General features: G+C 70.4%; 27 protein-coding genes and 1 pseudogene. 14 read left to right on the forward strand and 14 right to left on the reverse strand.

Annotated elements, in window-relative coordinates:
• Positions 1-125: 125 nt before the first annotated feature.
• Positions 126-653, reverse strand: a complete 528-nt coding sequence (locus tag ACIPEK_RS06090) for a hypothetical protein (protein WP_401991231.1) — start codon at positions 651-653, stop codon at positions 126-128.
• 281 nt (positions 654-934) lie between these two features.
• Between ACIPEK_RS06090 and ACIPEK_RS06095 the strand changes: the two genes are divergently transcribed.
• The 4 genes from ACIPEK_RS06095 to ACIPEK_RS06110 all read left to right on the forward strand — a co-directional run bounded on the left by ACIPEK_RS06095 (position 935) and on the right by ACIPEK_RS06110 (position 4,390).
• Entirely contained in the window at positions 935-1,774 is an 840-nt protein-coding gene (locus ACIPEK_RS06095; protein ID WP_401991234.1) for a PP2C family protein-serine/threonine phosphatase, read from the forward strand.
• Between the two features lie 308 nt (positions 1,775-2,082).
• Complete coding sequence (locus tag ACIPEK_RS06100) at positions 2,083-2,919, forward strand: alpha/beta fold hydrolase (RefSeq protein ID WP_401991237.1); 837 nt, start codon at positions 2,083-2,085, stop codon at positions 2,917-2,919.
• Complete coding sequence (locus tag ACIPEK_RS06105) at positions 2,912-3,466, forward strand: TetR/AcrR family transcriptional regulator (protein ID WP_401991240.1); 555 nt, start codon at positions 2,912-2,914, stop codon at positions 3,464-3,466. The genes ACIPEK_RS06100 and ACIPEK_RS06105 overlap by 8 nt, the downstream gene beginning before the upstream one ends.
• A gap of 144 nt (positions 3,467-3,610) precedes the next feature.
• Positions 3,611-4,390, forward strand: a complete 780-nt coding sequence (locus tag ACIPEK_RS06110; RefSeq protein WP_401991243.1) for a hypothetical protein — start codon at positions 3,611-3,613, stop codon at positions 4,388-4,390.
• Here ACIPEK_RS06110 and ACIPEK_RS06115 read toward each other — a convergent pair.
• The 3 genes from ACIPEK_RS06115 to ACIPEK_RS06125 all read right to left on the reverse strand — a co-directional run bounded on the left by ACIPEK_RS06115 (position 4,384) and on the right by ACIPEK_RS06125 (position 6,181).
• Entirely contained in the window at positions 4,384-4,662 is a 279-nt protein-coding gene (locus ACIPEK_RS06115; RefSeq protein ID WP_401991245.1) for a hypothetical protein, read from the reverse strand. The genes ACIPEK_RS06110 and ACIPEK_RS06115 overlap by 7 nt on opposite strands.
• An 84-nt stretch (positions 4,663-4,746) precedes the next feature.
• Positions 4,747-5,085 (reverse strand): chorismate mutase, encoded by a 339-nt coding sequence (locus ACIPEK_RS06120; RefSeq protein WP_114243997.1) that lies wholly within the window; start codon positions 5,083-5,085, stop codon positions 4,747-4,749.
• A 202-nt stretch (positions 5,086-5,287) separates the two neighbouring features.
• Positions 5,288-6,181, reverse strand: a complete 894-nt coding sequence (locus tag ACIPEK_RS06125; protein WP_401991248.1) for a helix-turn-helix domain-containing protein — start codon at positions 6,179-6,181, stop codon at positions 5,288-5,290.
• A 226-nt stretch (positions 6,182-6,407) separates the two neighbouring features.
• Here ACIPEK_RS06125 and ACIPEK_RS06130 point away from each other — a divergent pair, with 226 nt between their 5' ends.
• Positions 6,408-8,222 carry a beta-galactosidase family protein gene (locus tag ACIPEK_RS06130; protein WP_401991251.1) on the forward strand — a complete coding sequence of 605 codons (1,815 nt, stop codon included), beginning with the start codon at positions 6,408-6,410 and terminating at the stop codon, positions 8,220-8,222.
• A 22-nt stretch (positions 8,223-8,244) separates the two neighbouring features.
• Here the strand turns inward: ACIPEK_RS06130 and ACIPEK_RS06135 are convergent, their stop codons facing one another.
• On the reverse strand, positions 8,245-9,021 hold the full coding sequence (locus ACIPEK_RS06135; RefSeq protein WP_401991254.1) for a S1 family peptidase: 777 nt from the start codon (positions 9,019-9,021) through the stop codon (positions 8,245-8,247).
• A 236-nt stretch (positions 9,022-9,257) separates the two neighbouring features.
• On the opposite strand from ACIPEK_RS06135, the gene ACIPEK_RS06140 reads away from it, so the two are divergent.
• On the forward strand, positions 9,258-10,184 hold the full coding sequence (locus ACIPEK_RS06140) for a hypothetical protein (protein WP_401991257.1): 927 nt from the start codon (positions 9,258-9,260) through the stop codon (positions 10,182-10,184).
• An 88-nt stretch (positions 10,185-10,272) separates the two neighbouring features.
• Here the strand turns inward: ACIPEK_RS06140 and ACIPEK_RS06145 are convergent, their stop codons facing one another.
• A complete protein-coding gene (locus ACIPEK_RS06145) occupies positions 10,273-11,262 on the reverse strand; it encodes an SDR family oxidoreductase (RefSeq protein ID WP_401991260.1) in 990 nt (329 codons plus the stop codon).
• Positions 11,263-11,348: 86 nt separating this feature from the next.
• Here ACIPEK_RS06145 and ACIPEK_RS06150 point away from each other — a divergent pair, with 86 nt between their 5' ends.
• The 4 genes from ACIPEK_RS06150 to ACIPEK_RS06165 are packed head-to-tail and all read left to right on the forward strand — an operon-like array spanning position 11,349 to position 14,795.
• A complete protein-coding gene (locus ACIPEK_RS06150) occupies positions 11,349-12,092 on the forward strand; it encodes an enoyl-CoA hydratase family protein (RefSeq protein ID WP_401991263.1) in 744 nt (247 codons plus the stop codon).
• Positions 12,089-12,994 carry a CoA transferase subunit A gene (locus ACIPEK_RS06155; RefSeq protein ID WP_401991266.1) on the forward strand — a complete coding sequence of 302 codons (906 nt, stop codon included), beginning with the start codon at positions 12,089-12,091 and terminating at the stop codon, positions 12,992-12,994. Before ACIPEK_RS06150 ends, ACIPEK_RS06155 begins: the two co-directional genes overlap by 4 nt.
• The gene (locus ACIPEK_RS06160; RefSeq protein ID WP_401991269.1) at positions 12,991-13,731 is read left to right on the forward strand and encodes a CoA-transferase subunit beta; all 741 of its coding nucleotides are present in this window, start codon (positions 12,991-12,993) and stop codon (positions 13,729-13,731) included. The genes ACIPEK_RS06155 and ACIPEK_RS06160 overlap by 4 nt, the downstream gene beginning before the upstream one ends.
• On the forward strand, positions 13,731-14,795 hold the full coding sequence (locus tag ACIPEK_RS06165) for an NAD(P)H-dependent flavin oxidoreductase (RefSeq protein WP_401991272.1): 1,065 nt from the start codon (positions 13,731-13,733) through the stop codon (positions 14,793-14,795). Before ACIPEK_RS06160 ends, ACIPEK_RS06165 begins: the two co-directional genes overlap by 1 nt.
• A gap of 50 nt (positions 14,796-14,845) precedes the next feature.
• Here ACIPEK_RS06165 and ACIPEK_RS06170 read toward each other — a convergent pair whose 3' ends face one another.
• The 5 genes from ACIPEK_RS06170 to ACIPEK_RS06190 form a co-directional block, all read right to left on the reverse strand.
• Positions 14,846-16,522 carry a DEAD/DEAH box helicase gene (locus ACIPEK_RS06170; protein ID WP_401991275.1) on the reverse strand — a complete coding sequence of 559 codons (1,677 nt, stop codon included), beginning with the start codon at positions 16,520-16,522 and terminating at the stop codon, positions 14,846-14,848.
• 175 nt (positions 16,523-16,697) lie between these two features.
• The gene (locus tag ACIPEK_RS06175) at positions 16,698-16,901 is read right to left on the reverse strand and encodes a cold-shock protein (protein ID WP_003969786.1); all 204 of its coding nucleotides are present in this window, start codon (positions 16,899-16,901) and stop codon (positions 16,698-16,700) included.
• 349 nt (positions 16,902-17,250) lie between these two features.
• A complete protein-coding gene (locus ACIPEK_RS06180; protein ID WP_383067584.1) occupies positions 17,251-18,408 on the reverse strand; it encodes an acetyl-CoA C-acetyltransferase in 1,158 nt (385 codons plus the stop codon).
• Between the two features lie 31 nt (positions 18,409-18,439).
• Complete coding sequence (locus tag ACIPEK_RS06185; RefSeq protein WP_383067582.1) at positions 18,440-19,051, reverse strand: TetR/AcrR family transcriptional regulator; 612 nt, start codon at positions 19,049-19,051, stop codon at positions 18,440-18,442.
• A gap of 30 nt (positions 19,052-19,081) precedes the next feature.
• Positions 19,082-19,864, reverse strand: a complete 783-nt coding sequence (locus ACIPEK_RS06190; RefSeq protein WP_401991279.1) for an SDR family oxidoreductase — start codon at positions 19,862-19,864, stop codon at positions 19,082-19,084.
• Positions 19,865-19,957: 93 nt separating this feature from the next.
• On the opposite strand from ACIPEK_RS06190, the gene ACIPEK_RS06195 reads away from it, so the two are divergent.
• From ACIPEK_RS06195 to ACIPEK_RS06205, 3 genes are read left to right on the forward strand one after another with little or no spacing between them, the layout of a single operon-like run.
• Positions 19,958-20,839 carry an enoyl-CoA hydratase gene (locus ACIPEK_RS06195; protein ID WP_401991282.1) on the forward strand — a complete coding sequence of 294 codons (882 nt, stop codon included), beginning with the start codon at positions 19,958-19,960 and terminating at the stop codon, positions 20,837-20,839.
• The gene (locus tag ACIPEK_RS06200; RefSeq protein WP_401991840.1) at positions 20,839-21,984 is read left to right on the forward strand and encodes an acyl-CoA dehydrogenase family protein; all 1,146 of its coding nucleotides are present in this window, start codon (positions 20,839-20,841) and stop codon (positions 21,982-21,984) included. Before ACIPEK_RS06195 ends, ACIPEK_RS06200 begins: the two co-directional genes overlap by 1 nt.
• Complete coding sequence (locus tag ACIPEK_RS06205) at positions 21,984-23,021, forward strand: acyl-CoA dehydrogenase family protein (RefSeq protein ID WP_401991285.1); 1,038 nt, start codon at positions 21,984-21,986, stop codon at positions 23,019-23,021. The genes ACIPEK_RS06200 and ACIPEK_RS06205 overlap by 1 nt, the downstream gene beginning before the upstream one ends.
• Here ACIPEK_RS06205 and ACIPEK_RS06210 read toward each other — a convergent pair.
• The 3 genes and pseudogenes from ACIPEK_RS06210 to ACIPEK_RS06220 all read right to left on the reverse strand — a co-directional run bounded on the left by ACIPEK_RS06210 (position 23,001) and on the right by ACIPEK_RS06220 (position 24,906).
• Positions 23,001-23,499, reverse strand: a pseudogene (locus ACIPEK_RS06210) (pyridoxamine 5'-phosphate oxidase family protein). The gene ACIPEK_RS06205 and the pseudogene ACIPEK_RS06210 sit on opposite strands and share 21 nt — an antisense overlap.
• Positions 23,500-23,602: 103 nt before the next feature.
• A complete protein-coding gene (locus ACIPEK_RS06215; protein ID WP_401991288.1) occupies positions 23,603-24,166 on the reverse strand; it encodes a HutD family protein in 564 nt (187 codons plus the stop codon).
• Positions 24,163-24,906: a vWA domain-containing protein gene (locus ACIPEK_RS06220; RefSeq protein WP_401991291.1), complete on the reverse strand. Its 744-nt coding sequence runs from the start codon at positions 24,904-24,906 to the stop codon at positions 24,163-24,165. The genes ACIPEK_RS06215 and ACIPEK_RS06220 overlap by 4 nt, the downstream gene beginning before the upstream one ends.
• A 137-nt stretch (positions 24,907-25,043) precedes the next feature.
• Here ACIPEK_RS06220 and ACIPEK_RS06225 point away from each other — a divergent pair, with 137 nt between their 5' ends.
• Positions 25,044-25,973: a rhomboid family intramembrane serine protease gene (locus ACIPEK_RS06225; protein ID WP_401991294.1), complete on the forward strand. Its 930-nt coding sequence runs from the start codon at positions 25,044-25,046 to the stop codon at positions 25,971-25,973.
• Positions 25,974-25,982: the final 9 nt, after the last annotated feature.

Below are 25,982 nucleotides of genomic sequence, written 5' to 3' on the forward strand. Positions count from 1 at the left end.
GCGGCGCCGGACGGCGAGGGGCGCGGATACGGCGACGGGCGCGAGGAAGTGCTCGGCCTTGCGTTCGTGGCGGCGGTGCAGGCTTCGGCAGGCGCCATGACAGCTTGGACTGCACCTCACCTCGCTCATTCCCTGACTCCGCGCATCCGAGCCACGAGGGCACCCCGGCGTCGCCTTCGGGGTGGGAGGGGAACAAGGGCCGTCGATGAGACCCCCAGTGCGTCCAGCCGGGAAAGGAGTGCGGCCTCCTGCTCCTGGGTGACGGCAATACACAGAGAGGTTCCCGTGTCGTTCGCGCTGAAGATCGAGCAGTTGCCTTGCCAGCCTTCAGCGTTGATCGTGTAGGGAGCAAGGTTCTCGAGCACTTCGAACTGTTTGTCGTCACGCACGTCGATGCCGATGCCCATCCCGAGGTCGTGCCGCTGGGAGCGAGCGCCGCTTGCGACCTCCTCACGGGCGAGGGACAGCGCGCGTTCGCAGGAGTTCAGTACGGCAGGCGGCCAGGCTTCGTCGCTGTAGGCGTCGAGGTGGGCCGTGTCGATGTCGGAGCGCAGGACACGGAGCGCCTCGCGGTGCACATGCTCGATGTCTGCGGGAGTCAATCCGTCTGCGAGTACGAACTCGCTTCGTGGACTGCCCTGTTGGTTGATCACGTGCAAGACCTTTCCATCTCGAGTACGCCTTCGCCTCGGCAGAAACGAGCGGCAACGTGATCATTGTCGGACACGGCCTGGCGTCCTTGGGAAGAGTCGGGGGACGTGCGCTCTCGCATGTCAGGCCGCGGCGACGCCTGTCGCCGGGAAGGCGTCGTCGACGTCGTCACCGAAGGGATCGGCAAGATGTCCGGGGGCATCGCGGCCGACGCCATGGACGCGATGACGTGAAGTGGCTTTGCCCGTAGTCCCGTTGAAAGCTCTGGCAGGATGCACAGCTGATGAGTGAGATTGCGGGCTGTGACCTGTGCGGCGGAACGGTCGCTCCCGACGGGTACTGCTGGGACTGCGGTGCGGCCCAGCCGTCGTTTCGCTCGCGCGTGGAGATCACGACGGACGGCGGTGCGGCGGGCGTCAGCGACCGCGGCCGGCAGCGCGGCATCAATGCGGACGCGATGGCGCTGACCACGGTCGGCAGTTGGACGGTCGGGGGCGTCTGCGACGGCGTGTCCATGTCGCCACGGTCGGAGCGAGCGGCCCAGGTCGCCGCCGAGGTCGGCGTGACGGCTCTGGCGGCGCGGCTGCGGGAAGGTGTTCTGCCGGAGATCGCGCTCGGTGACTCCGCCAGGCGTGCGGCGCGCGCTGTTGTCGGCCTGGCGGCGTCGGTGCATGCCGCACCCGCCTGCACGTATGTCGCCGGTATCGCAGGCCCGGAAGGCATCTGGAGTGCCTGGATCGGCGACAGCCGTGCCTACTGGCTGCCGGACGAAGGGCCAGGGATGGCGCTGACCGAGGACGACACAGGTCAACACGAGGCACTCTCCGCATGGCTGGGAGCCGACGCCGGTGAACCAGCACCGCACATCCGGAGCTACCGGCCCTCGGTGCCAGGTCGGCTGCTGCTGTGCACCGATGGGCTGTGGCGCCATCTGCCCGATGTCGCCGCACTGCGGGGCGTGCTCCGCCGTCGCCCGATCGCGTCGTCGGCCGGCAGTGACCTTCTGGAGGACACGCGGTCGCTGGTCCGGTACGCCCTTGACGCAGGCGGGCGCGACAACATCACCGCGCTGCTCATCCCCGTCGCACCGGCCGTGCCCACTGCGAACGTGACCGGCCGCTAGGCGGTTTCGTTCCGGTCACCCCACCGAGTGGGGTTGCCGTCAGTACAAGACCGGGCATCGGCTCTCTGGATCGGGGTCGGGGTTCTGATCTTTCCGGGTGCCGTCCACGCGCTCGTACGCGATGTTCGCCGCTCCCGTATGGCGTCTGCCGCCTGAAGGCCAGCTGATGCGCTCCGTGCTCGCCCATCGGCGTACAGCGGCGGCGCTCCCGCCCGGAGGTCCGGTCCCGCCCCCTTGGAACAAGGGTTGACACCATCGGCTAATCACATTAGCTTGATGGCTATATTCATTAGCTTCGGAGGGTGGACGTGACCGAGTTCTTGACGATTGACAGCGGACAGCTCGCGTACGAGGTGACCGGCGAGGGCCCGCTGATCGTGCTGGCCCACGGCATGGGCGACAACAGGGCGGCCTACCGAGATGTGGCCGCCCGGCTCGCGACGGCCGGATTGCGGGTCGCCAGCATGGACCAGCGCGGCCACGGTGAGTCCAGCACCGGCTGGGCGTCCTACACCCGCACCGACGCAGCGGCCGACCTCCTCGCCCTGATCAGGCACCTGGGCGGCCCCGCCGTCGTCGTGGGCCACTCCTTCGCCGGCGGCGCCGCCACCATCGCCGCGGCCCAGGAGCCCGAACTGGTCAGCGCCATCGTCGAGATCAGCCCGTTCACCCGCGCACAGAAGATCAGCCCGAGTGCTCTGATGTCCCACGCCCGCTACCGCAAGGGCATGAGCCTGCTCATGGGCGCCGGTCTGCTGCGCAGCGTCGGGCTGTGGAAGCGCTACCTCGACCATGCCTACCCGGGAGTCAAGCCCGACGGTTACGCCGGCCATGTCGCCGCCCTCGACGCCGACCTGCGCAGGCCCGGCCGGATGGCCGTCGTCAGCAGGATGGGCATGTCCGCGCCCACGGACGCCGGTGCCTGTCTCGACGCCATCCAGTGCCCCGCCCTGGTCATCGAGGGCACGCTCGACCCCGACTGGGTCGACCCCAGGGCCGAGGGAGAGGGCATCGTGGCCGACATGCCCGCAGGGCTCGGTCGGCTCGAGATGATCGAGGGAGCCGGTCACTACGCACACGTCCAGTTCCCGGACGAGGTCGCCACCGCCATCCTGGCCTTCCTCAAGGTCGGCGCGCGTGGCTAGGGCAGCGCTCACCACGGATGCCGTCGTCGATGTCGCGCTGCTGATCATCGACGAAAAAGGCCCCGCCGCCCTGACCTTGTCGGCGGTGGCCGGCCGGGCAGGCGTCGCCACCCCGTCCCTCTACAAGCACGTGCGCAATCTGGCCGAGCTGCGCGACCTCATGTCGGCGCGGATCATGAACGAGATCGCGGACCAGGTCGGTGAAGCCGTACTGGGCCGCTCCGCCGACGAGGCGATCCGCGCGCTCATGACGGCCTGGCGGCACTACGCGCTGCGGCACCCCCACCGCTACTCGGCGCTGATCCAGACGCCCGAGCCGCGCACGGTCGAGGCCGGGACGCGACTGATCAACATCATGCTCGCCACTTTCCGTGCGTATGGAATGGCGGACTCCGTAGCGATCCACGCAGCCCGCTGCCTGCGCGCGGCCGTCCACGGCTTCGCGGTTCTGGAGGCCGAGGGCGCGTTCGGGCTCCCGGAGAAGCTGGACAAGAGCTACGACCTGCTGATCCACATGATGATCAAGGGCCTGCACGCACCTCACTGATCAGGCCATGATGAGAGACCTCTGACCAAACGCATCACAGAGCCGCATCATCAACGACAGCCGAGCTCGGCAGGATTATCGGGGCAGATGGTTCATATGGGGCAGGCAGTGTCCGAAGCGGTGCGTAGGGCTTCAGGGACGGGCGTGGACGTCGCACGGCGGCGGGTCGCGGGGGTCGTGGGGGTCGCGCCATGGGGAGTGGCGGCGGGTGCGGTTGCCTGGTGTCTCGCGGGGAGCCGGCGCGCCGCGCACATGGAGAACTACCCCTGGAACGTCTGGACTCCGATCGGTTACGGCGCGGTGAAGGGCGTGTTCCTGGGGCTGCTGGCCGGCTGGTGTGCCGTACTGAGCCTTCGGGCCGGCCGGGCGGCCAGCCGGAAGGAGAACAGCGGGGCGGCGCGTTTCGCGGGGCTGGTCTTCGGCGGCGGGCTGCTGGGCGGGCTGGTGCCCGGGTCGGTCCGGGACTTCATGGGTGCGCCGCAGCCGCGGACCCTGTACTACTTCGACGGGCCGAGGCCCGAATCGGAGTGGTACTGGCGGCCGTTGCTGTCCGAATGGCTGACCTACACGGTGCTGCCGGCACTGGGCTGCGCGGTGCTTCTGACGGCGGGTGCTCTGGTGTCCGCCCGGTCCTCGCGCCGCGAAAGCGTCGGCTGGGCGGTACCCGCCCTGGTGGGAGCGGGACTGCTGCTCCTCCCGCACTACGCGGCCGCCGGGCTGCCCGTGCCACAGGGCAACGGCGACCACGTCAACGAGTCGGCCTCGGCCGGGCTCGTGGTCCTGGCCACGGGACTCGGTCTGCTGGTGAGTGCCTGGGTGGCGTGGTCGAGGCGCAAGCGGTCGGCCGGGCGGTCCGGCCCGTATCCGTCGCGCCGGGCGGGCGAACCGCCCTCCGTTCAAGGCGAGCCGCCCTCAGCTCATTGAGAAGACAAGAAGTGGAGAGCGACTGCCGCCAGTCCCCACACTCCCCCGGCCGCCAAGCCGATCCCGATCAGTCTCTGGTGGGCGAAGGAACGGACGAACCCTCGGTCCGCCCTGCCGCCCATCCACTCGTGCCACTGCCGCGGAATGCCCCGGAAGTCCGCCGCGACGAACACGCCGACGCCGATCAGGAGGAGGCAGAGGGAGGCCGTCACCCAGGCGGGCGGCGGTTCCCGTCCGGTCGCGGCGGCGACGCCTTGCGCAAGCAGACCCATGCGTACCGTCCCCCCGACCACCGGGAGCGCCCCCGGTGGTCACAGCCTCGGCTGTCGGTCCGCAGGATTCAAGCCCTGCCCCGTTCACGACCCGGCGCCGGTCTCCCCGTTCGTCGCCGACTCCTCCGCGATCCGTTCATGGTGGCGGATGACCTCCGCCACGATGAAGTTCAGCAGCTTCTCCGCGAAGGCCGGATCCAGATGCGCGCTCTCCGCCAGCTGCCTCAGCCGGGCGATCTGCCGGCTCTCGCGGGCCGGATCGGCCGGGGGGAGCTGGTGGGCGGCCTTGAGGTGGCCGACCTGCTGGGTGCACTTGAAGCGCTCGGCGAGCATATGGACAACAGCGGCGTCAATGTTGTCGATGCTCTCGCGCAGCCGGTTCAGTTCCGCGCTCACGGACTCGTCGATGTCCCTCGTGGTCATGGTCAGCGAGCTTAGACCGACCGTCAAATGGGTGGTGGGAGAACGAGCGGGGCCGGGTGCGTGCGGCTGCAAGGCAGAGGAGGGCGGCAACGCGAAGGGGGCCCCCATGCCTTTCGGGCTATGGGGGAGTTGCCGACTGACGACAACGCCGCAGGTGTGCGTGCCCAGCCCCGCGACGCCGCCCCCCATGTGCCGGTCGGTTTTAGACGGCCGGGCCCAGGGGGGTGATCGTCGGTGGGTGTTCCGGGTCCGGGACCTGGTCGCTCCAGCCGCCCGGGACGCTGCGGCCCTGCTGATCGCGGAACCGGACCGGGGCGGTGCCGACCCGGCGGGCGAAGAGGCGGGAGAAGTACGCCGGGTCGTCGTAGCCGACGCGTCGGGCGACCGCGGCGACCGGCAGGTCGGTGGCGGCGAGGAGCTCCTTGGCGCGGCCGAGCCGGATGCCGAGAAGGTAGTCCTTCGGGCTGCAGCCCGCACCCCGCCGTACCGCCGTGCGCAGTTCGGCGGGTGTCATTCCGTGCCGGGCCGCGTGCTCGGCGACGGAGAGCGGCTGGAAGGCATCGCGGGCGAGGGCCTGCAGAACCGGGTCGCCGTCGGGGCTGACATCGGCGCGGGCCCGGCGCAGGGCGACGAGGAGTTCGTGCACGGCGGCGCCGGTCTCGACCTCCAGCAGCGGGTTGCCGCGCCGTGCCGCGCGCACCATCCGCCCCACCGCTGCACGGGGGCCCGCCGTGTCGGCGAGCGGGACGAGCGGGCGGTCGGGTTCGATGTAGCCGAGCTCGGTGTACGTGGCGGTGGCGGGGCCGGTGAAGTCGACGAAACTCTCGTCCCAGCCGGTGCCGGGATCGGCGCCGTAGTGGTGCGGGGTGCCGGGGGTCAGCCAGATGAGGCTGGGCGCGATGACGGGCACCCGGCGGCCGTCGGATCCGATGAACCAGCCGCTGCCGGAGTTGATGACGACGGCCACATGGTGGTCCAGGGTGCGCGGGCCGACCGTCGGCAGGGCGCCGTGCTGCAGCCCCACGCCCAGGCAGACGAGGCCCAGCCGGTGGTGGAGCGGGCTGGGAGTGAAGAAGCGCATCCAGGTGTGGTACATCGGCCTTCCTTCCTCCCTCTTTTCTTTGCGTTGGTCCGAACATTTCGCGTCCGAACAATTGTGTCCAAACAGCAGTGATCTTTGTCCATGGACCGGCCGCACGCCAGGGGGCGAAGGTTGGTCGCATCATTCCTCCCGGGTTCGCCCGCTCCGTGGTGCGTGCCGTCGTGCGACCCCTGGACGGCGCGACGCCGGGGGACCGCACGCACAGGAGAGTACGAGCACGATGGCTGACTTCACCGTGGGGGACGACCACTTCCGGCTCGACGGGAAGCCCGTACGGCTGCTGTCGGGGGCGCTGCACTATTTCCGGGTCCATGAGGCGCAGTGGGACCACCGGCTGTCGATGCTGCGCGCCATGGGTCTCAACTGTGTCGAGACATATGTGCCGTGGAATCTCCATGAGCCGCAGCCCGGCCGCTTCCGGGACGTGGCGGCGCTGGGCCGGTTCCTGGACGCGGCGCAGCGGGCCGGGCTGTGGGCGATCGTCCGCCCGGGACCGTACATCTGTGCCGAGTGGGAGAACGGTGGTCTGCCGGCCTGGGTGACGGGGCGGTTCGGGCGACGGGTGCGGACCCGTGACGAGGAGTACCTGGGTGCCGTGGAGCGGTGGTTCTCGGCGCTGCTGCCGCAGGTGGTGCAGCGGCAGATCGGACGTGGCGGCCCGGTGATCATGGTTCAGGCGGAGAACGAGTACGGGAGCTACGGCACCGATCGGGTCTATCTGCAGCGGGTGGCCGGGATGCTGCGGGAGCGCGGGGTGACCGTGCCGCTGTTCACCTCCGACGGGCCGGAGGACCACATGCTCACCGGCGGCTCCGTGCCGGGGCTGCTCGCCACGGTGAACTTCGGGTCGGGTGCGCGGGAGGCCTTCGAGGTGCTGCGCCGCCATCAGCCGAGGGGGCCGCTGATGTGCATGGAGTTCTGGTGCGGCTGGTTCGAGCACTGGGGTGCCGCGCCGGCGGTACGGGATCCGGCGGAGGCCGCGGAGGCCCTGCGGGAGATTCTGGAGTGCGGGGCGTCGGTGAATGTCTACATGGCGCACGGGGGGACGAATTTTGCGGGCTGGGCGGGGGCGAACCGCTCGGGTCCGGTGCAGGACCAGGATCTTCAGCCGACGGTGACGTCATACGACTACGATGCGCCGATCGACGAGTACGGGCGGCCGACCGAGAAGTTCTGGCTGTTCCGGAAGGTCCTGGCGGAGTTTGCGGACGGCCCGCTTCCGGAGCTGCCGCCGGAGCGGGTCGGGCCCTCGGCGCCGGTGCGGGCGGAGCTGACCGAGTGGGCGCCCCTGTCGGTGGCCCTGGAGGTGCTGGGCGACCCGGAACGGGCGGAGTCCGGTGTTCCGCCGACGTTCGAGGAACTGGGCGTGGACCGGGGCCTGGTGCGGTACGAGGTCACTGTTCCGGGTTTGCGACGACCGTACGCGCTGGGTGTGTCCGGGCTCCGGGACCGTGCGGTGGTGTATGTGAACGGCGTCCGGCAAGGTGTGCTGAGCGGCGAGAACACCACCCTCGACGAGCCGGTGGCCGGGCCCGCGGAGGTCGAGCTGTGGGTGGAGTCGCTGGGCCGGGTCAATTACGGGCCGCGGCTGGGTGAGCCGAAGGGCATCACGGGCGGCGTCCGGCACGAGCGGCAGTATCTGCACGGGGTACGGGCGCGGGGGCTGCGGCTGGCCGCTTTCGAGGAGCCGGGTGCGGTGGACGCGGTGCCTTTCGGTGGGGTCGCCGAGAGGGGCCGTGCCGGGCTGTACCGGGGTTCGTTCGAGTCGGCGGAGTCGGGACTCGCAGGTCCTGCGGATCACGCGGGGCTCGAACTGCCGGGCTGGACGCGCGGGTTCGTGTGGGTGAACGGTTTCTGTCTGGGACGGTACTGGTCGGCGGGTCCGCAGCGGACGCTGTATGTGCCGGGTCCGGTGTTGCGGGAGGGCGTCAACGAGGTGTGGGTGCTGGAGGTGGAGGGTGCCGGGGATCCGTGGGTGGAGCTGGGTCCGGGTGTGCCCGTCCGGACGGGCACACCCGGGGGTGCTCAGAGCTGATGCGGTGGGGCCGGCCGGGGCGTCAGAGCGTGGCCGCCGCGGAGGCGATGTTGGCGGCGAACGTCGAGACCTCGCTGTACACACCCGGGTAACCGGGCTCGGCGCAGCCCTGGCCCCAGCTGACGATGCCCACCTGGATCCAGGCTCCGGCGTTGTCCTTGCGGAACATGGGGCCGCCGGAGTCGCCCTGGCAGGTGTCCACGCCGCCCGTGTCGATCAGCCCGGCGCAGATCTCGTCGCCGGGGACGAGGTCACTGCCGTATGCGCCCTGGCAGTCTGCGTCGGAGACGAACGGCACGGTGGCCTTCAGCAGATACCGCTGCTGGCTTCCGCCCTCGGTGGCGGCGCCCCAGCCTGCGATGGTGAAGGTGCCGTTGTTGTACGTGGTGTTGGTGGCGACCTTCAGGGTGGGCAGGTCGATGGGCTTGGCGAGCTTGATCAGTGCCCAGTCCTTGCCCTTGCCGTTGTAGCCGGGGGCCTGGAGGACCTTGGTGGACTTGACCTTGATCGCGCTGGACGACTGGAGGTCGACGACGCCCGCGGTGGCGGTGATGGAGGTGTTGTTGCCCGAACCGTTCACGCAGTGCGCGGCGGTGAGGACGATGTCCTTGGCGTAGAGAGCGCCGCCACAGCCCATCGACAGCCGGACCATGAACGGGAATTCACCCTGGGCGGCGCGGGTTCCGCCGACGACCGGGTTGGGGGCCGCGGACGCTCCGGCGGGCTGGAGGCTGACGGCCGCGAGGACCACGGCGGCTATGACGGAGCATCTCTTCACGGCGCGCAGAAGCTGCTTCAACGGACTGCCTTCTTTCGTGGGGGGTTCTTGTGGGGGGTTGCGTGGGGGTACGTGCCCTCGCCCGGGGTCCTGGCCACGGGCAGCAGAACCCCGTTGGTCATGCCCCCGACAAGAGCATGATTCGGATTATCGGGAAATAATCACGGGCCCCACAAGATTCACTTTTCGGCCAAGATCACTCACGTCGCTGCGGCTACAGTGGAGGCCGGTCGATCGTCGCGGACGGGGGCGGAGACGTGACGGACAACAGCCGGGACCACGGCCGGGGCGGCGGAAGTCCGGTCGTCCACGGCTTCCCTCATCTCGACACCGTCCGGTCCGCGATCACGGCGCTGTACCGGAGGCTGTCGCATGACGGTGTCCGCGGCTACGCCACGAGCCTCGCCCCCGCCGACGCCGCCTTCTCCGACCAGGACGATCTGTACCTCGGCGCCCAGCGGGTGGCGCGGGCCATGGTCCAGCATCTGCACCTGCCGGACGCCCGCATGATCGTCGGCTTCCGGACGATGGAACACGCCGCCGGCGTCGAACTCGCCGCGGGGCCCGAGTACTTCATCGAACTCAACGACCGCTTCCGCACCCATCGCAGGGACATCGGCGCCGCGCTCTCGCACGAGGTCATGCATGTGCTGCTGCACCGCCTCGGCCTGGAGTTCCCCGGTACGCGCGACAACGAGATCCTCACCGACACCGCGACGACGTATCTGGGCGCGGGCTGGCTGCTGCTGGACGCCTTCCGTGAGGACGCCGTCTCCAGCCAGAAGCTCGGCTATCTCACCCCGGAGGAGTTCGGATACGTCCTCGCCAAGCGGGCGTTCGCCTTCGACGAGGATCCCTCACCGTGGTTCACGAGTCCGCAGGCGTACACGGCGTACACGAAGGGGCGCGCCCAGGCCCTCCACGACACCCGGCAGCCGCCCCTCGCGGCGGCCGGCTGGGCGGGCCGGCACCGCTACGCCAAGGACCGGCGGTACGCCCAGGACCATCCGGGTGCGGGGGCGGCCCCGGGCCCCGACGCCCCGTACACCTTCGAGAACGGCCCGCAAGGCCTCCGGGTCTCCTTCGCCTGCCCCACCTGCCACCAGCGCATCCGCGTTCCGGTACGCGGCCGGGTACGGGCCCGGTGCGGGTTGTGCCGGACGGTCCTGGACTGCAGCACCTGAAGCAACCGGGGCTGCGGGAAGGGGCGGGCAGGGAAAGCCCGTCGCAGGCGCCCGCCCCCGCACCTCGAACGCCGGAGAGAGTGAATGGTCAGCCTCGCCGACGGCTGGATTTCGCCCCGTACACCGGCTGCGCCGGCTCCGCCTCCGACAGCAGCTTCCGTGCCGCTTCCCCCGCCTCCGCCGGCGCCCACCGCGCCCGCCGGTCCGCGGTGGGACCGGGGCGCCAGCCCTCCATGACCGTGATCCGGCCGGCCTCCGCCCCGAAGACCCGCCCGGTCACCCCGTCGCTCGCGGCCGAGCCGAGCCACACCACCAGCGGGGACACGTTCTCGGGGGCCATCGCGTCGAACTCCCCCTCCCCCGGCGCCGCCATCGTCTCCGCGAACGTCCGCTCGGTCATCCGGGTCCGTGCCGCTGGGGCGATCGCGTTGACCTGGACCCCGTACCGCCCCATCTCCGCGGCCGCGACGAGCGTCAGGCCCACGATGCCCGCCTTCGCAGCGGAGTAATTGCCCTGTCCGACGCTCCCGAGCAGCCCCGCACCGGAGCTCGTGTTGACCACCCGGGCCACCGGCGCGCGGCCGGCCTTCGCCTCGGCCCGCCAGTGCGCGGCGGCCTGCTTCAGTGGCAGGAAGTGGCCCTTCAGATGGACCCGCATCACCGCGTCCCAGTCGTCCTCGTCCAGATTCACCAGCATCCGGTCGCGCAGAAATCCGGCGTTGTTGACCAGCGTGTCCAGTCGCCCGAAGGTCTCCAGCGCGGCAGTGACCAGCGACGCCGCCCCCTCCGTCGTGGCGATGTCACCCCCGTGGGCGACCGCTTCGCCGCCCGCCGCCACGATCTCGTCGACCACCTGCCGGGCCGGACCGGCCGAGCCCCCGTCGCCGTCCGGGCCGACACCGAGATCGTTGACCACGACCTTCGCCCCCTCGGCGGCGAAGGCGAGCGCGTGGGCACGGCCGAGCCCGCGCCCGGCACCCGTCACGATCACGACGCGCCCGTCGCACAGTCCACCGACGCTTCCTCCGTCGTTTCCCCCTTCGCTTCCCCTGTCCCGTCCGTCGCTGCTTGCGGTCATCACACATCTCCTTGTTGGCGATGCGGGGGCAGGCTGCTACCTTCCACACCTAACAAATGTTTGGTGGAAAGGTAGCTGATTCGCCCATGGGTGTCTCCACCGCAAGTCCCGGCAAGGGCATCTGCCTCGTCACGGTCGACTACCCGCCCGTCAATGCGCTCCCCGTACAGGGCTGGTACGAACTCGCCGACGCTCTTTGTGCCGCGGGCCGCGATCCCGAGGTCCGCTGTGTCGTGCTGGCCGCCGCCGGGCGTGGATTCAACGCGGGCGTCGACATCAAGGAGATGCAGCGCGACACCGGTCACGCCGCCCTGATCGGCGCCAACCGCGGCTGCTACGAGGCGTTCTCGGCCGTGTACGAGTGCGAGGTCCCGGTCGTCGCCGCGGTGAACGGCTTCTGCCTCGGTGGCGGCATCGGCCTCGTCGGCAACGCGGACGCGATCGTGGCGAGCGACGATGCGACATTCGGCCTGCCCGAGCTGGACCGGGGCGCGCTCGGCGCCGCAACCCATCTCGCCCGGCTCGTGCCGCAGCATCTGATGCGCGCGTTGTACTACACCTCGCGCACCGCCACCGCCGCAGAACTGCACGCCCACGGCTCGGTCTGGAAGGTTGTAGCGCGCGATGAACTCCTGGATGCGGCAATGGAGTTGGCGGGCGAGATCGCCCGTAAGGACGGGTATCTGATCCGGCTGGCGAAGGCCGCGATCAACAGCATCGACCCGGTGGACGTACGCCGCAGCTACCGCTTCGAGCAGGGCTTCACCTTCGAGGCCAATCTCAGCGGTGTCGCCGACCGCGTCCGCGACACCTTCGGCAAGGAGGCATGACCGTGACCGTGACCGGAATCGGCACCGACATGAGGACCGACAAGACCATGACAGCGCAGGACGTCGTCTCCCGGCTCAGCAGCGGGATGACGATCGGCATCGGCGGCTGGGGCTCCCGCCGGAAGCCGATGGCACTGGTCCGGGCGCTGCTCCGCTCCCGGATCACCGATCTCACCGTGGTCTCGTACGGCGGCCCCGACGTCGGCCTGCTCGCCGCCGCCGGCAGGATCCGCAAACTGGTCGCGGCCTTCGCCACACTCGACTCGATCCCGCTCGAACCCCACTTCAGGACGGCCCGCCAGCGCGGCGCGTTCGAACTGATGGAGGTCGACGAGGCCATGTTCATGTGGGGGCTGCACGCCGCCGCGAACCGGCTGCCGTTCCTCCCCGTCCGCGCCGGTATCGGCTCGGACGTGATGCGGGTCAACCCGGGCCTGCGTACGGTCACTTCGCCGTACACGGACGGCGAGGAGTTCGTCGCGATGCCCGCCCTGCGGATGGACGCTGCACTGGTCCACATGAACCGTGCCGACCGGTTCGGCAACGGCCAGTACCTCGGCCCGGACCCGTACTTCGACGACCTGTTCTGCGAGGCCGCCGACAACGCCTACGTCTCCTGCGAACGCCTCGTGGAGACCGCCGAATTGACCGAGACGGCGGCCCCGCAGACGCTCCTCGTCAAGCGGCACTCCGTCACCGGCGTCGTCGAGACCCCGAACGGCGCGCACTTCACCTCCTGCGTCCCCGACCACCCGCGCGACGAGGCGTTCCAGAAGGCGTACGCGACCGCGGCCGCCGACCCCGACGCCTGGGCGGCCTTCAGCGACCGCTTCCTGCCCGCACAGGGCGACGAGAAGAGCTATCAGTCGGCCGTCCAGGCCTGGCACGAGGAGCAGAAGTGAGCAACCGGACCGTGACCCGGGCCGAGTACTGCGTGATCGCCTGCGCCGATGCCTGGCGTGACAACGGAGAGGTGCTCGCCAGCCCGATGGGACTCGTCCCGTCCGTCGGCGCCCGGCTCGCCAAACGCACCTTCTCGCCCGATCTGCTGCTCACCGACGGCGAGGCGCTGATCGTCGGCCCGGACGGCACGACGGAGGGCTGGCTGCCGTACCGCCAACACCTCACCATGGTCACGGGCGGCAGGCGTCACGTGATGATGGGAGCGAGCCAGATCGACCGGTTCGGCAACCAGAACATCTCCTGCATCGGCGACTGGGAGCAGCCCACCCGCCAGCTCCTCGGCGTACGCGGCGCCCCGGTCAACACCCTGAACAACCCGGTCAGTTACTGGGTGCCCAAGCACTCCCCCCGGGTCTTCGTCGAGCGCGTCGACATGATCTGCGGCGTCGGTCACGACAGTGCCGCGGCGGCCGGTCCGTCGGCGACCCGCTACCACCGCATCCCTCGCGTCGTCACCGATCTCGGCGTCCTCGACTTCGCGACCCCGGACCGCTCGATGCGCCTCTCCTCGCTGCACCCCGGCGTCACCGCCGACGAGGTCCGCGAAGCCACCGGCTTCGCGCTCACGATCGCGGACGATGTCCCGTACACCCGGGAGCCGACCGCCGAGGAGCTGGCCTTGATCCGCGAGGTCATCGACCCGAAGGGCACCCGGAACCGCGAGGTCGGGGTCTGATGCGGACCGCGCTCACCGATCTTGTCGGCGTCCGCCACCCCATAGTCCAGACCGGCATGGGCTGGGTCGCGGGCCCCCGCCTGGTCTCCGCCACGGCCCGCGCGGGCGCGCTCGGCATCCTGGCCTCCGCGACGATGAGCGTGGAGCAACTGCGGGCAGCGGTACGGGAGGTCAAGTCCCGTACGGACGAGCCGTTCGGCGTCAATCTGCGCGCCGACGCCGGTGATGCGCACGAGCGGGTACGGATCATCGTCGACGAGGGCGTGAAGGTGGCGTCCTTCGCACTGGCCCCTTCGAAGGAGCTCATCGCCGAGCTGAAGGACGCGGGCGTGGTCGTGATCCCGTCCATAGGTGCCCGGCGCCATGCCGAGAAGGTCGCGGCGTGGGGCGCGGACGCGGTGATCGTGCAGGGCGGCGAGGGCGGCGGCCACACCGGTGATGTGGCAACCACCGTGCTGCTGCCCCAGGTTGTCGATGCGGTGGACATCCCGGTGATCGCGGCGGGTGGCTTCCACGACGGCCGGGGCCTGGTCGCTGCGCTGGCGTACGGGGCGGCGGGCATCGCGATGGGTACGCGGTTCCTGCTGACGTCGGACTCGACCGTGCCGGACGCGGTGAAGGCCCGCTATCTGGCGGCGGGCGTCAAGGACGTGACGGTCACCACGGCGGTGGACGGGCTCCCGCACCGGATGCTGCGTACGGAGATGGTCGCCGCGCTGGAGAACGCGGGCCGGATCCGGGCGTTGGCCCAGGCGGTGCGCCGGGCGGCGGGATTCAAGCGGATCTCCGGGACCGGCTGGTCCCGGATGGTGCGCGACGGTCTCGCGATGAAGCACGGCAAGGACCTGTCCTGGAGCCAGGTCCTGCTGGCCGCCAACACCCCGATGCTCCTGAAGGCGTCCATGGTCGACGGCCGCACGGATCTGGGTGTGATGGCATCGGGCCAGGTGGCGGGCCTGATCGAGGATCTGCCCAGCTGTGCGGAGCTGGTGGAACGGGTGATGGAGGAGGCCTGCGCGGCGCTGGGCGCGGTGTCGGGCGCCGTGAGCCCGTCCGGCGATTGAGGACAAAGCGGTGACCGGACGAATCCGGTCACCGCACGTCATCCGTACCGTTACGCGACCCTGCGGCCACGCCCCGCCGCCGCACCACCGCGTCCGGCCCCGGACCCGGAACGCCCGGCCCCGGCACCGCGTGCCTCGCCGCGGCCACCACCGGCACCGGAAGCAGCGCCACGAGCCGAGCCACCCGCACCGCCGCCGCGGCCGGAGGAACCCCCCGTACCCCGGCCTTCACCGCCGCCGCCCTGCCCGGCACCACCGCGCCGGCCCCGGCCGCGGCTGCCCGAGCGGAAGCCCGCGCCACCGGCCGCGGCCCCGCCCGACCGCGTGCGCGGCTTCGGCGGGGTCGGCTGGGGGACCTCGATGACGATCGCGACGCCGGACGGCTCCCGGGCCCCGGTGATCCGGGTGAGTTCCTCGTCGCTGGACTTGATCCGGGTGGTCCGCGGAGCGATGCCCGCATCGGCCATCAGCCGGGTCATCTCCCGCTTCTCCTCGGGCAGCACCAGGGTGACGACGCTGCCGGACTCCCCGGCACGCGCCGTGCGCCCGCCGCGGTGGAGATAGTCCTTGTGGTCGGTCGGCGGGTCCACGTTCACGACCAGGTCGAGGTCGTCGACATGAATGCCGCGCGCCGCCACATTCGTCGCGACGAGCGCGGTGACCTGGCCGTTCTTGAACTGATCCAGCGTCCGGTTGCGCTGCGGCTGCGAACGCCCGCCGTGCAGGGCGGCAGCCCGTACACCGCTGGCGAGCAGCCGCTTGGCGAAGCGGTCGGCGGCACGCTTGGTGTCCACGAACATGATCACCCGGCCGTCGCGGGCGGCGATCCTGGTGGCGACGGCCTTCTTGTCGGTCTCGTCGGCCACGTGCAGCACATGGTGCTCCATGGTGGTGACCGCGCCCGCGGACGGGTCGACCGAGTGCACGACCGGGTCGGTCAGGAACATCTTGACCAGCCGGTCGATGTTCTTGTCCAGGGTCGCGGAGAAGAGCATTCGCTGACCGTCCGGCTCGACCTGCTTGAGCAGCGCGACGACCTGCGGCATGAAGCCCATGTCCGCCATCTGGTCGGCCTCGTCGAGGACGGTGATGGCGACCTGGTCGAGGCGGCAGTCGCCGCGCTCGATGAGATCCTTCAGCCGTCCGGGCGTGGCGACGAGCACCTCGGCGCCGCGGCGCAGCGTGCCGGACTGTTTGCTGATCGACATGCCGCCGACGACGGTGGCCAGGCGCAGGTTCACGGACGTCGCGTACGGCGTCAGCGCGTCGGTGACCTGCTGGGCGAGCTCACGGGTCGGGACGAGGACCAGTGCGAGCGGGGCGCGCGGCTCGGCGCGCCGTCCGCCGCTGCGGGCCAGCAGCGCGAGGCCGAAGGCGAGGGTCTTGCCGGAGCCGGTGCGGCCGCGGCCGAGGATGTCCCGGCCGGCGAGCGAGTTCGGCAGGGTGGCGCCCTGGATCGGGAACGGATCGGTGACGCCCTGCGCGGCAAGGGTTTTCAGCAGGGCTGCGGGCATGTCCAGCTCGGCGAACGCCTCGACGGCGGGCAGTGCGGGGGTCATGGTTTCGGGCAGGGCGAATTCGCCCTGCGGCGGCGTGGCCCTGCGACGGGGCGACGCCTTGCCGGATCCCTTGCCGGAACCCTTAGCGGTTGCCTTTGCCGGGGCCGTGCCGCGCCCCCTCGACGGGCGGTTGCGGGCGGGTCGGTCCTGGCGTTCGGAGCGGGTCATACGGAATTGCCCTCCTGGGGGATTCCTGAGGATTCCTAGGGATTCCTGGGAACTGCGTGGGACTGCTGGGGAGCGCTGCGGGACGGCGCGTTTCTTCGCCATGTCCCGGGACAGCACAAGCCGGGACCCGCACCTTCACGGTGCGGGCCCCGGCTGCGAGGTACGCGTCCGGCAATTAGGCCGGGACGATGTTCTCCGCCTGCGGGCCCTTCTGGCCCTGCGTGACGTCGAAGGAGACCTTCTGGCCCTCCTGGAGCTCACGGAAGCCCGAGGTGGCGATGTTGGAGTAGTGGGCGAAGACGTCGGCGCCGCCGCCGTCCTGCTCGATGAAGCCGAAGCCCTTTTCCGAGTTGAACCACTTCACGGTTCCAGTAGCCATGTCATTCTCCTAAAAGAGGTGCAGTGCCGGAAATCCGCACTTTACGAATTCCAAGTCGCCGCATTGAGCCCCATCCGGAGAAAGCCGGAAAACAATAATGCGCCTGAGGAAGCATTCCCGTCAGGCGCACATAAAGTTCATGGGTACCAAAACTGCAACTCGGCAACCGTAGCACGTTCTGCCGACCGGCGGTGGAACACGCCGCGCCGCCGGCCGGCGGATTTTCTGCCCGGGCCCTTGGGGTAACTGGCCCGGAGCGAGCTCGGGACTCTGCCGAAACCTGTTCCCGGAGCCCTGTCGGAACGGTTCGGCGACCTGGTCAGCGGCCGGGCAGGGGCCGGGGTGGGGGTCAGAGCCGTTCGATGATGGTCACATTCGCCTGGCCGCCGCCCTCGCACATGGTCTGCAGCCCGTAGCGGCCGCCGGTGCGCTCCAGCTCGTGCAGCAGCGTCGTCATCAATTTTGTACCGGTTGCGCCGAGCGGGTGACCCAGGGCGATCGCGCCGCCGTTGACGTTGACCTTGTCCGGGTCGGCTCCGGTTTCTTTCAGCCAGGCCAGGACGACCGGGGCGAATGCCTCATTGATCTCGACCAGGTCGATGTCGTCGATGGTCATTCCGCTCTTCTTGAGCGCGTGCGCGGTGGCCGGGATCGGCGCCGAAAGCATGCGGATCGGGTCCTCGCCGCGCACCGACAGGTGGTGGATGCGGGCGCGCGGGGTGAGACCGTGCTCGGCCACGGCGCGCTCGGAGGCGATGAGCATGGCGGCGGCCCCGTCGGAGACCTGCGAGGAGCAGGCGGCGGTGATCGTGCCGCCGTCCAGGACCGGCTTGAGGGCCGCCATCTTCTCCAGGGTGGTGTCGCGGCGCGGCCCCTCGTCGGTGGTGACGTCGCCGTAGGCGACGGTCTCGCGCGCGAAGCGGCCCTCGTCGATGGCGCGGATCGCACGCCGGTGGGAGCGGAGGGCGAACTCCTCCATGTCCTGGCGGCTGATGCCCCACTTCTCGGCGATCAGCTGGGCGCCGTGGAACTGGTTGACCGGTGCGTCGCCGTACCGGGCGCGCCAGCCCTCGCTGCCCGCGTACGGGCCGTCCGTCAGGCCGAGGGGCTCGGCGGCCTGACGGGAGGCGAAGGCGATCGGGATCTGCGTCATGTTCTGCGTGCCGCCCGCGACGACGAGGTCCTGGGTGCCGGACAGGACACCCTGGGCGGCGAAGTGCACGGCCTGCTGGGAGGAGCCGCACTGCCGGTCGACGGTGACGCCGGGGACCTCCTCGGGCAGTCCGGCCGCCAGCCAGCAGGTGCGGGCGATGTCACCGGCCTGCGGTCCGACGGTGTCGAGGCAGCCGAAGACCACGTCCTCGACGGCCGCCGGGTCGATTCCGGTCCGCTCGACGAGGGCCTTGATGACATGGGCGCCGAGGTCGGCGGGGTGGACCGAGCCGAGCCCTCCCTTGCGCCGGCCGACCGGAGTGCGTACCGCTTCGACGATGTATGCCTCGGCCATGACTTCTGCTCCTCGGTGAGCTCGGGTGGGGTCAGGTGTCGAGGGCGATGCCGTCCAGAACCATCGAGAGGTACTGGCGGGCGATCTCCTCCGGGCTGTGCTGTCCGCCCGGCCGGTACCAGGACGCCGCGACCCAGACGGTGTCACGGACGAAGCGGTAGGTGAGGCGGATGTCGAGGTCGGCGCGGAAGGCCTTGTCGGCGACGCCGCGTTCCAGCGTGCCGAGCCAGGCCTTCTCGAACTTCTGCTGGGAGTCGACGAGGTACTGGAAGCGCGGCTGGGTGGCCAGGTGCTTGGACTCCTTCTGGTAGATGGCGACGGCGGCGCGGTGCCGGTCGATCTCCCGGAAGGACTCGGTGACGAGGGCCTCGATGGTCTCCCGGGGTCCGAGTCCGGCGGCGAGCACCGCGTCGTACCCGTCCCAGAGTTCGGTGAGGAAGGTCGAGAGGATCTCGTCGATCATCGATTCCTTGGAATCGAAGTGGTAGTAGAGGCTGCCCGCGAGCATCCCGGCCGCGTCCGCGATTCTGCGGACGGTGGTGGCGTTGTATCCCTGCGCGGCGAACACCTCGGCGGCGGTGGCGAGCAGTTCGCGGCGACGCTCGGGCGAGGGGGTCACCTGGGGCTTCTTCTTGGTAGGCACCCGCCCATTCTCCGCCCGGCCGCCCTCCCGTCAGGCATGCCGGTTGCTGACGGAGACGACCTCGCCCGTCATGTAGGAGGAGTAGCCGCTGGCGAGAAAGACGATGACGTTGGCGATCTCCCACGGCTCGGCGTAGCGGCCGAATGCCTCCTTCTCGGTCAGTTCGTCGAGGAGTTCGGCGGAGGTGACCTTCACCAGGTGCGGGTGCATGGCGAGGCTGGGGGCGACGGCGTTGACACGTACGCCGTACCCGGCGGCCTCGATCGCGGCGCACCGGGTGAGCGCCATGACGCCCGCCTTGGCGGCGGCGTAGTGGGCCTGGCCGCTCTGGGCGCGCCAGCCGACGACAGAGGCGTTGTTGACGACGATGCCGCCGCGGCCCGCCGCTTTGAGCGAGCGCAGGGCCGCCCGGGTGCAACGGAAGGTGCCGTTCAGCGTGACGTCGAGGACCTTGGTCCACTGTTCGTCGGTCATCTCGGTGAGTTCGGCGGTGCCGCCGAGGCCGGCGTTGTTGACGACGATGTCGAGGCCGCCGTGGGTCTGTTCGGCGAGCGCGAAGAGTGCCTGGACCTGGGGCTCGTCGGTGACGTCGCAGGGCAGTGACGCGACATGGTCCGCGCCGAACTCCTCGGCGAGCGCCTGCTCGGTCTCCATCAGCCGGCGGGCGTGCGCGTCGCCGATGACGATGCGGGCGCCCTCCTCAAGGAGTCTACGGGCGGTGGCGCCGCCGATTCCGGCGCCCGCGGCTGCGGTGACGACGGCGCTGCGGCCGGCCAGCAGGCCGTGTCCGGGTACGTACTGCGGTGCGCTCACGCCCGCGCCTCCTCGGTCTCGGCCCGCGGATCCTCGACGGTCCTCATGCTCGTACGTTAACCTACCAAACACTTGTTAGGGAAGGATGAGCCGATGCTCGATGCCCACGACACATCTGCCGGTGACGCCGGTGACCTCCAGTCCGATCCCGTGCTGTACGAGCGCCGGGGCCCGGTCGCGTACGTGACGCTGAACCGCCCGCGCTACCGCAACGCCCAGAACTCGGCGATGACCTACGCCCTGGACGCCGCGTTCTACCGGGCCGCCGAGGACTCCGAGGTCAAGGTGGTCGTACTGGCGGGCGCCGGGGAGCACTTCTCGGCGGGCCATGACATCGGCACGCCCGGGCGCGATGCGCATCTGCCCTTCGAGCGCAGGGCCGGTCTGTGGTGGGACCACTCCGACAAGACCGGCGCGGAGAGCCGCTTCGCCCGTGAGTCGGAGGTCTATCTCGGCATGTGCAGGCGCTGGCGCGAGCTGCCGAAGCCGGTCGTCGCCTCCGTCCAGGGCGCGTGTGTGGCCGGCGGGCTGATGCTCGCCTGGATCTGCGATCTGATCGTGGCGAGCGAGGACGCCTTCTTCGCCGATCCGGTGGTGCGGATGGGCATCCCCGGCGTCGAGTACTTCGCACACCCCTGGGTGATGCCGCCCCGGATCGCGAAGGAGTTCCTTTTCACCGGCGACCGGATGAGCGCCCGCCGGGCGTACGAGGTCGGCATGGTGAACGAGGTGGTGGAGCGCGGCGCACTCGCCGGACGTACCCATGAATTGGCGTTGCGGATCGCCGGGATGCCGCGTCTGGGACTGGCCCTCACCAAGCGTGCGGTCAACCAGGCCGAGGACCTTCAGGGGCTGCACACCGGCATCGACTCGGCTTTCGGGCTGCATCATCTCGCCCATGCGCACAACGCGGAGACGGCGGCGGACCCGCTCGGCGGCATGGACATCGCCTCGATGAAGAAGGCGGGTGCGTGATGGATCTGTCGTACACGGCCGAGGAGGAGGAGTTCCGGGCCGAGGCGCGGCAGTGGCTGCGGGCCAACGTACCCACCGAGCCGCTGCCGTCCCTGGAGACCGCCGAGGGCTTCGCCGCGCACCGGGAGTGGGAGGCGCGGCTTTACGCGGACCGCTGGTCGGTCGTCTCCTGGCCGGCCGAGTACGGCGGCCGGGGCGTCGACATCTTCCGGTGGCTGACATTCGAGGAGGAGTACTACGCGGCGGGCGGCCCCGGCCGGGTCTCGCAGAACGGCATCAGCCTTCTCGCCCCGACGCTCTTCGACCACGCCACGAGGGAACAGCGGGCCCGGGTCCTGCCGTCGATGGCGAGCGGGGAGGTGATCTGGGCGCAGGCCTGGTCCGAGCCGGAGTCGGGCTCGGACCTGGCGTCACTGCGCTCGCGGGCGGTGCGCACGGACGGCGGCTGGCTGCTCTCGGGGCAGAAGACCTGGTCCTCGCGGGCCGCGTTCGCGGACCGGGCGTTCGGCATCTTCCGTACGGATCCCGAGGCCGCGAAGCCGCACCACGGGCTGACGTATCTGTTGTTCGACCTGTCGGCGCCGGGGGTGTCGGTCCGGCCGATCGGGCGGCTCGACGGCAAGCCCGCCTTCGCCGAGCTGTTCCTGGACGAGGTGTTCGTACCGGACGAGGACATCATCGGGGAGCCCGGACAGGGCTGGCGTATCGCCATGTCGACAACGGGCAACGAGCGCGGACTGACGCTCCGCTCCCCCGGCCGCTTCCTGGCCGCCGCGGACCGGCTGGCCGGGCTGTGGCGCACTCACGGCGACCCGTCCGACACGGCGCTGCGGGACCGGGTGGCGGACGCGGTGATCGGGGCGCGCGCGTATCAGCTCTTCACCTGCACCAACGCCTCACGCTTCGCGGCGGGGGCGGACATCGGCGCGGAGTCCAGCCTGAACAAGGTGTTCTGGTCCGAGTACGACATCGCTCTGCACGAGACGGCGCTCGATCTGCTGGGCCCGGACGCGGAGCTGGCGGAGTCCGAGTGGGCCGAGGGGTACGTCTTCTCCCTCGCGGGCCCCATCTACGCCGGTACGAACGAGATCCAGCGCGACATCATCGCCGAGCGGCTGCTCGGCCTGCCGAAGGGACGGCGCTGATGCGTTTCCTCCTCGACGACGAGCAGCGGGAGTTCGCCCGCTCGCTGGACGCGATGCTGACCGCCTCGGACACCCCTGCGGTGGTACGCGTCTGGGCCGCCGGGAACCATGGACCGGGCAGGGCCCTGTGGGCGCGGCTGGCGCAGGCGGGGGTGTTCGCCCTGGCGATACCGGAAACGTACGACGGCGTCGGACCGCTGCCGGTCGAACTCGCTGTCGCCTTCACCGAGTTGGGGCGGCACGCGGTGCCGGGGCCGGTCGTGGAGACGGTTGCGGCCGGGGTACTGCTGGGGGGTGTGGGTGGCGCGGCGGCCAAGGAGTGGCTACCGCGGCTGGCCTCCGGTGCGGCATCGGCGACGCTCCGGTTGGACGGGTACGGGCCGTATGCGCTGGACGCGGACGCCGTCGACGCGGTGTTCACCGTGACCGGCGACGAGCTGCGACTCGCACCCGGGCCCGGCGCGCTCAGCGTGTCGTCCGACCCGGCCCGGCGGCTGTGGTGCCCCGGGCCGGGCGGGGAACTGCTCGCATCCGGGCCCCGGGTGGCGCAGGCCTCGGGGCGAGCCGCTCGGTGGGCGGCGTTCGCCACGGCCGCGCAGGCGCTCGGCACGGGCGAGGCGCTGCTGCGGGCCACGGTCGCGTATGTGAAGCAGCGCACCCAGTTCGGTACGGCGATCGGTTCCTTCCAGGCGGTCAAGCACCGGCTCGCGGACACGCTGATCGGGCTGGAGTTCGCCCGCCCGCTGCTGTACGGGGCGGCGCTCGCGCTCGCCGGGGAGGCGCCGGACGCCGGTGCGCAGGTGGCGGCGGCCAAGGTGACGGCGGGCGAGGCGGGGTACGCGGCGGCGCGGGCGGCACTGCAGTTGCACGGCGCGGTGGGGTACACGCAGGAGCTGGACCTGTCGCTGTGGCTGCGCAAGGCGCGACCCCTGCGGGAGGCGTGGGGGACGCCGGGGGCCTGCCGCGGGCGGGTGCTCGCCGACGGGCCGGCCGCGCCTGCGGCCCGGCCCCCTGCGTCAGGAGATTTCGTTCAGTGAGCCGTCGTCGTTGCCCCTTCGGAAGGTGCGCAGCGGGTGACCGGGGCGCCATACCTGGATGACCAGGGTGTTCGAGACCGGTGCGTACCACCTCGGTCAGCTCCACCCGGAAGAGATGGAAGGGTTCCGGCGGCTTCACCTCCTCGATGAAGCGGGCCAGCACGGCGGGGTCGGTCATCTCCACCGCGCGGCCGGAGAGCCGGACGTCCCCGTCGGCCATCTCGGCGTCCGGTCCGGGGTTGGCCTGCACCGCGAACCGCGGATCGCGCAGCAGGTCCAGCGCCTTGCGCGAGTTCGGCATCATGCCGAGGAACGGCTCACCCAGCCGGAAATCCACTTCGAGGCCGGTCACGCGCGGCGATCCGTCCTTGCGCAGGGTCGCCAGGACGTGGTGCTTGTACTGCTGGAAGCGGGCCCGGACGGTGTCGGCGAAGGCCGGCTCCGCCGACTGGAACTCTTCCCAGGAACTCGATGTCATGCGTCCATGGAACCCTGGAATCCCGACATCTTCTGTCTGCTTTTCCCGGCTGCACCCGATCGGCCGCGCAACTTCCGGGCTCCCGCCATCCGCCGGGTGCCCGTCATCCGACCGACAGGGTGACCACCAGCGCCCAACCCAGCGTCCGCAGCACTCCCGGCGATTCGCCCTGCGCCAACAACGCGTCGTAGCGGTCAAGTTCGATGTCCTGGCCGTCGACCACCGCACCGTCCTCCAGCGCGACGGCCAGAACCGTCCCGCCCCGAGGCACCGACAGCCGGACGGTGCCGCGTACCACCGCGACCTCCGCGCTCGTACGCTCCCTGCGGTACATCACATTGAGGTTCACGACCGGGCCACCGAGCAGCCTGCCCTCCGTCTCCAGGTCACCGGCGAAGTCGTGCGGCCAGTACTGCTCGTCGACGATGTGGTGCTCGCCGCCCACCATGAGGTCCATCCCGGCGCCCTCGACCACGGTCAGTGTGCGGTCGACCCCGGGGAACGAGGAGAACGGCCCGTCCCCGGACACATCGGCGAGGCTGACCCGCCAGTCGAAGGCGTCCAGCGGCGCGCCCTCGGGGGACGCCGCGATCTCGCGGGTGACTCCCCCGCCGTTCTTCCAGGGCGTGGCCGTGCGGTCGGCCGCCCGCAGCACCCGGGCCGTCACTTGACGATCCCCTGTGCCCGGGCCGCGGCCAGCCACTGCGGGAATTCGGCGACCAGCCGGTCGTACAGTTCGGCGTCCGGGACCTTGCGCGGGTCGAGTCCGGCGTGGAAGAAGCCTGCGTTGTCTATGGGGCGCTTGGCGGGTACGGCCAGTTCGTCGAGCCTGTGCAGGAAGTCGAACTGCGTACTCCGCTTGTTACCGAAGCCGATGAACTGCCAGAACAGTGGCAGTTTCGCCGCCTTGCACAGATAGCGCTCCGCCGCGTGCTTGCTGATCGGGCCGCCGTCCGTCTGGAAGACGACGAGCGCGGGGGCGGTCGAGCCGCTGTCGATGTAGTGGTCGATGACGGCGTCCATGGCCAGGTGGTAGCTGGTCTTCCCCATGTGCCCCAGGCCCGCCACGATCGCCTCGACCCGGCCGCGGTGATTGTCCAGTGCGATGTCGGTGACGGCGTCGACATCGGTGGAGAAGAAGACGACCGGTACACGGCCGTCGTCGTCCAGATGTGCCGAAAGACCCAGCACCCGGTCCGCCAGGGCCTGGACGCTGCCGTCCTTGTAGTACTCCTTCATGGAGCCGGAGTAGTCGAGCACCAGATATACCGCTGCGCGCTCCCCGGTCATGCCGTGCTTCGTCAGCGGGACGGAAGCACTCCTGTAGAGGCCGACCAGCGCGGGTGCGGTCTCCTCGATCTTGCGGAGGCTGATGGCCGGACCTGTTGCGGCGGACGAGCCGGCCATGCGGATTCTCCGATCTCGGTGTGTCAGAACCCTGAGCGTAAGGCACCCGGATATGCCCGGGGCGGCGGTGTTCGCTATCTTGATCGCCGCCGTCCCCACCGGCCGCTCGTGTCCGCCCACCCGTGAAGGAGCCTGCCGTGGAGGCCGCGGTCACCACCTGCTATCGCCATCCGTCGTACGAGACGTATGTGAGCTGCACCCGCTGTGAACGGTTCATCTGCCCCGACTGCATGCGTGAGGCCGCTGTCGGTCACCACTGCGTGGAGTGCGTGAAGGAGGGGCAGCGCTCGGTCCGGCAGGCCCGCACCGTGTTCGGCGGTGCGGTGGCGAGGACCGCGGTGCCGCTCGTCACGTATGTGCTGATGGGCCTGAACATCCTGGCGTATCTGGGCGAGCTGGTCCGTCCGGGGATCGTCGACCGGTTCGCGATGCTCGGTGCGGGGCTGGACGGCCCGGACGGAGGCCAGTACGTCTACGAGGCCGGGAAATTCCCCGGCTTCGATGTGATCGGTGTGGTGGACGGCGAGTGGTACCGGCTGCTGACCGGGGCCTTCCTGCATCTCCCGCCGGGCGCGTCGTCCTTCGGCTCGCTGCCGTTCGGAGTGCTGCACATCCTCTTCAACATGTACGCGCTGTGGAATCTGGGCCGGGTCGTCGAGGAGCAGCTGGGCCGGGCCCGCTACCTCGCGCTGTATCTGCTGTCCGCGCTGGGCGGTTCGGTCCTCGTCTATCTGATCGCGCCGTTCGACGGCACGGTGGGTGCCTCGGGTGCGATCTTCGGTCTCGGCGCGGCGTTCTACGTCATCAACCGGCGCCTCGGACGCGACATGCAGGCGGTGAACCGGTTCATGGCCGGGTTCCTGATCTGGATGCTGATCTCGGCCGGATTCACCTCGTGGCAGGGCCACTTGGGCGGGCTGCTGACGGGCGGCATCGTCACGGTCGCATACGCGTACGCCCCGGCGAAACGGCGTACGACGATCCAGGCCGCCGCGGGTGTGGTGCTGCTCGCCGTGCTGGTGCTGCTGGTGGTGCTCAAGACGTCCGCGCTGACGGGCGGTGCGTGAGCACCGCCC

This window comes from Streptomyces sp. NPDC088246 (assembly GCF_044741025.1).
Taxonomy (GTDB): domain Bacteria; phylum Actinomycetota; class Actinomycetes; order Streptomycetales; family Streptomycetaceae; genus Streptomyces.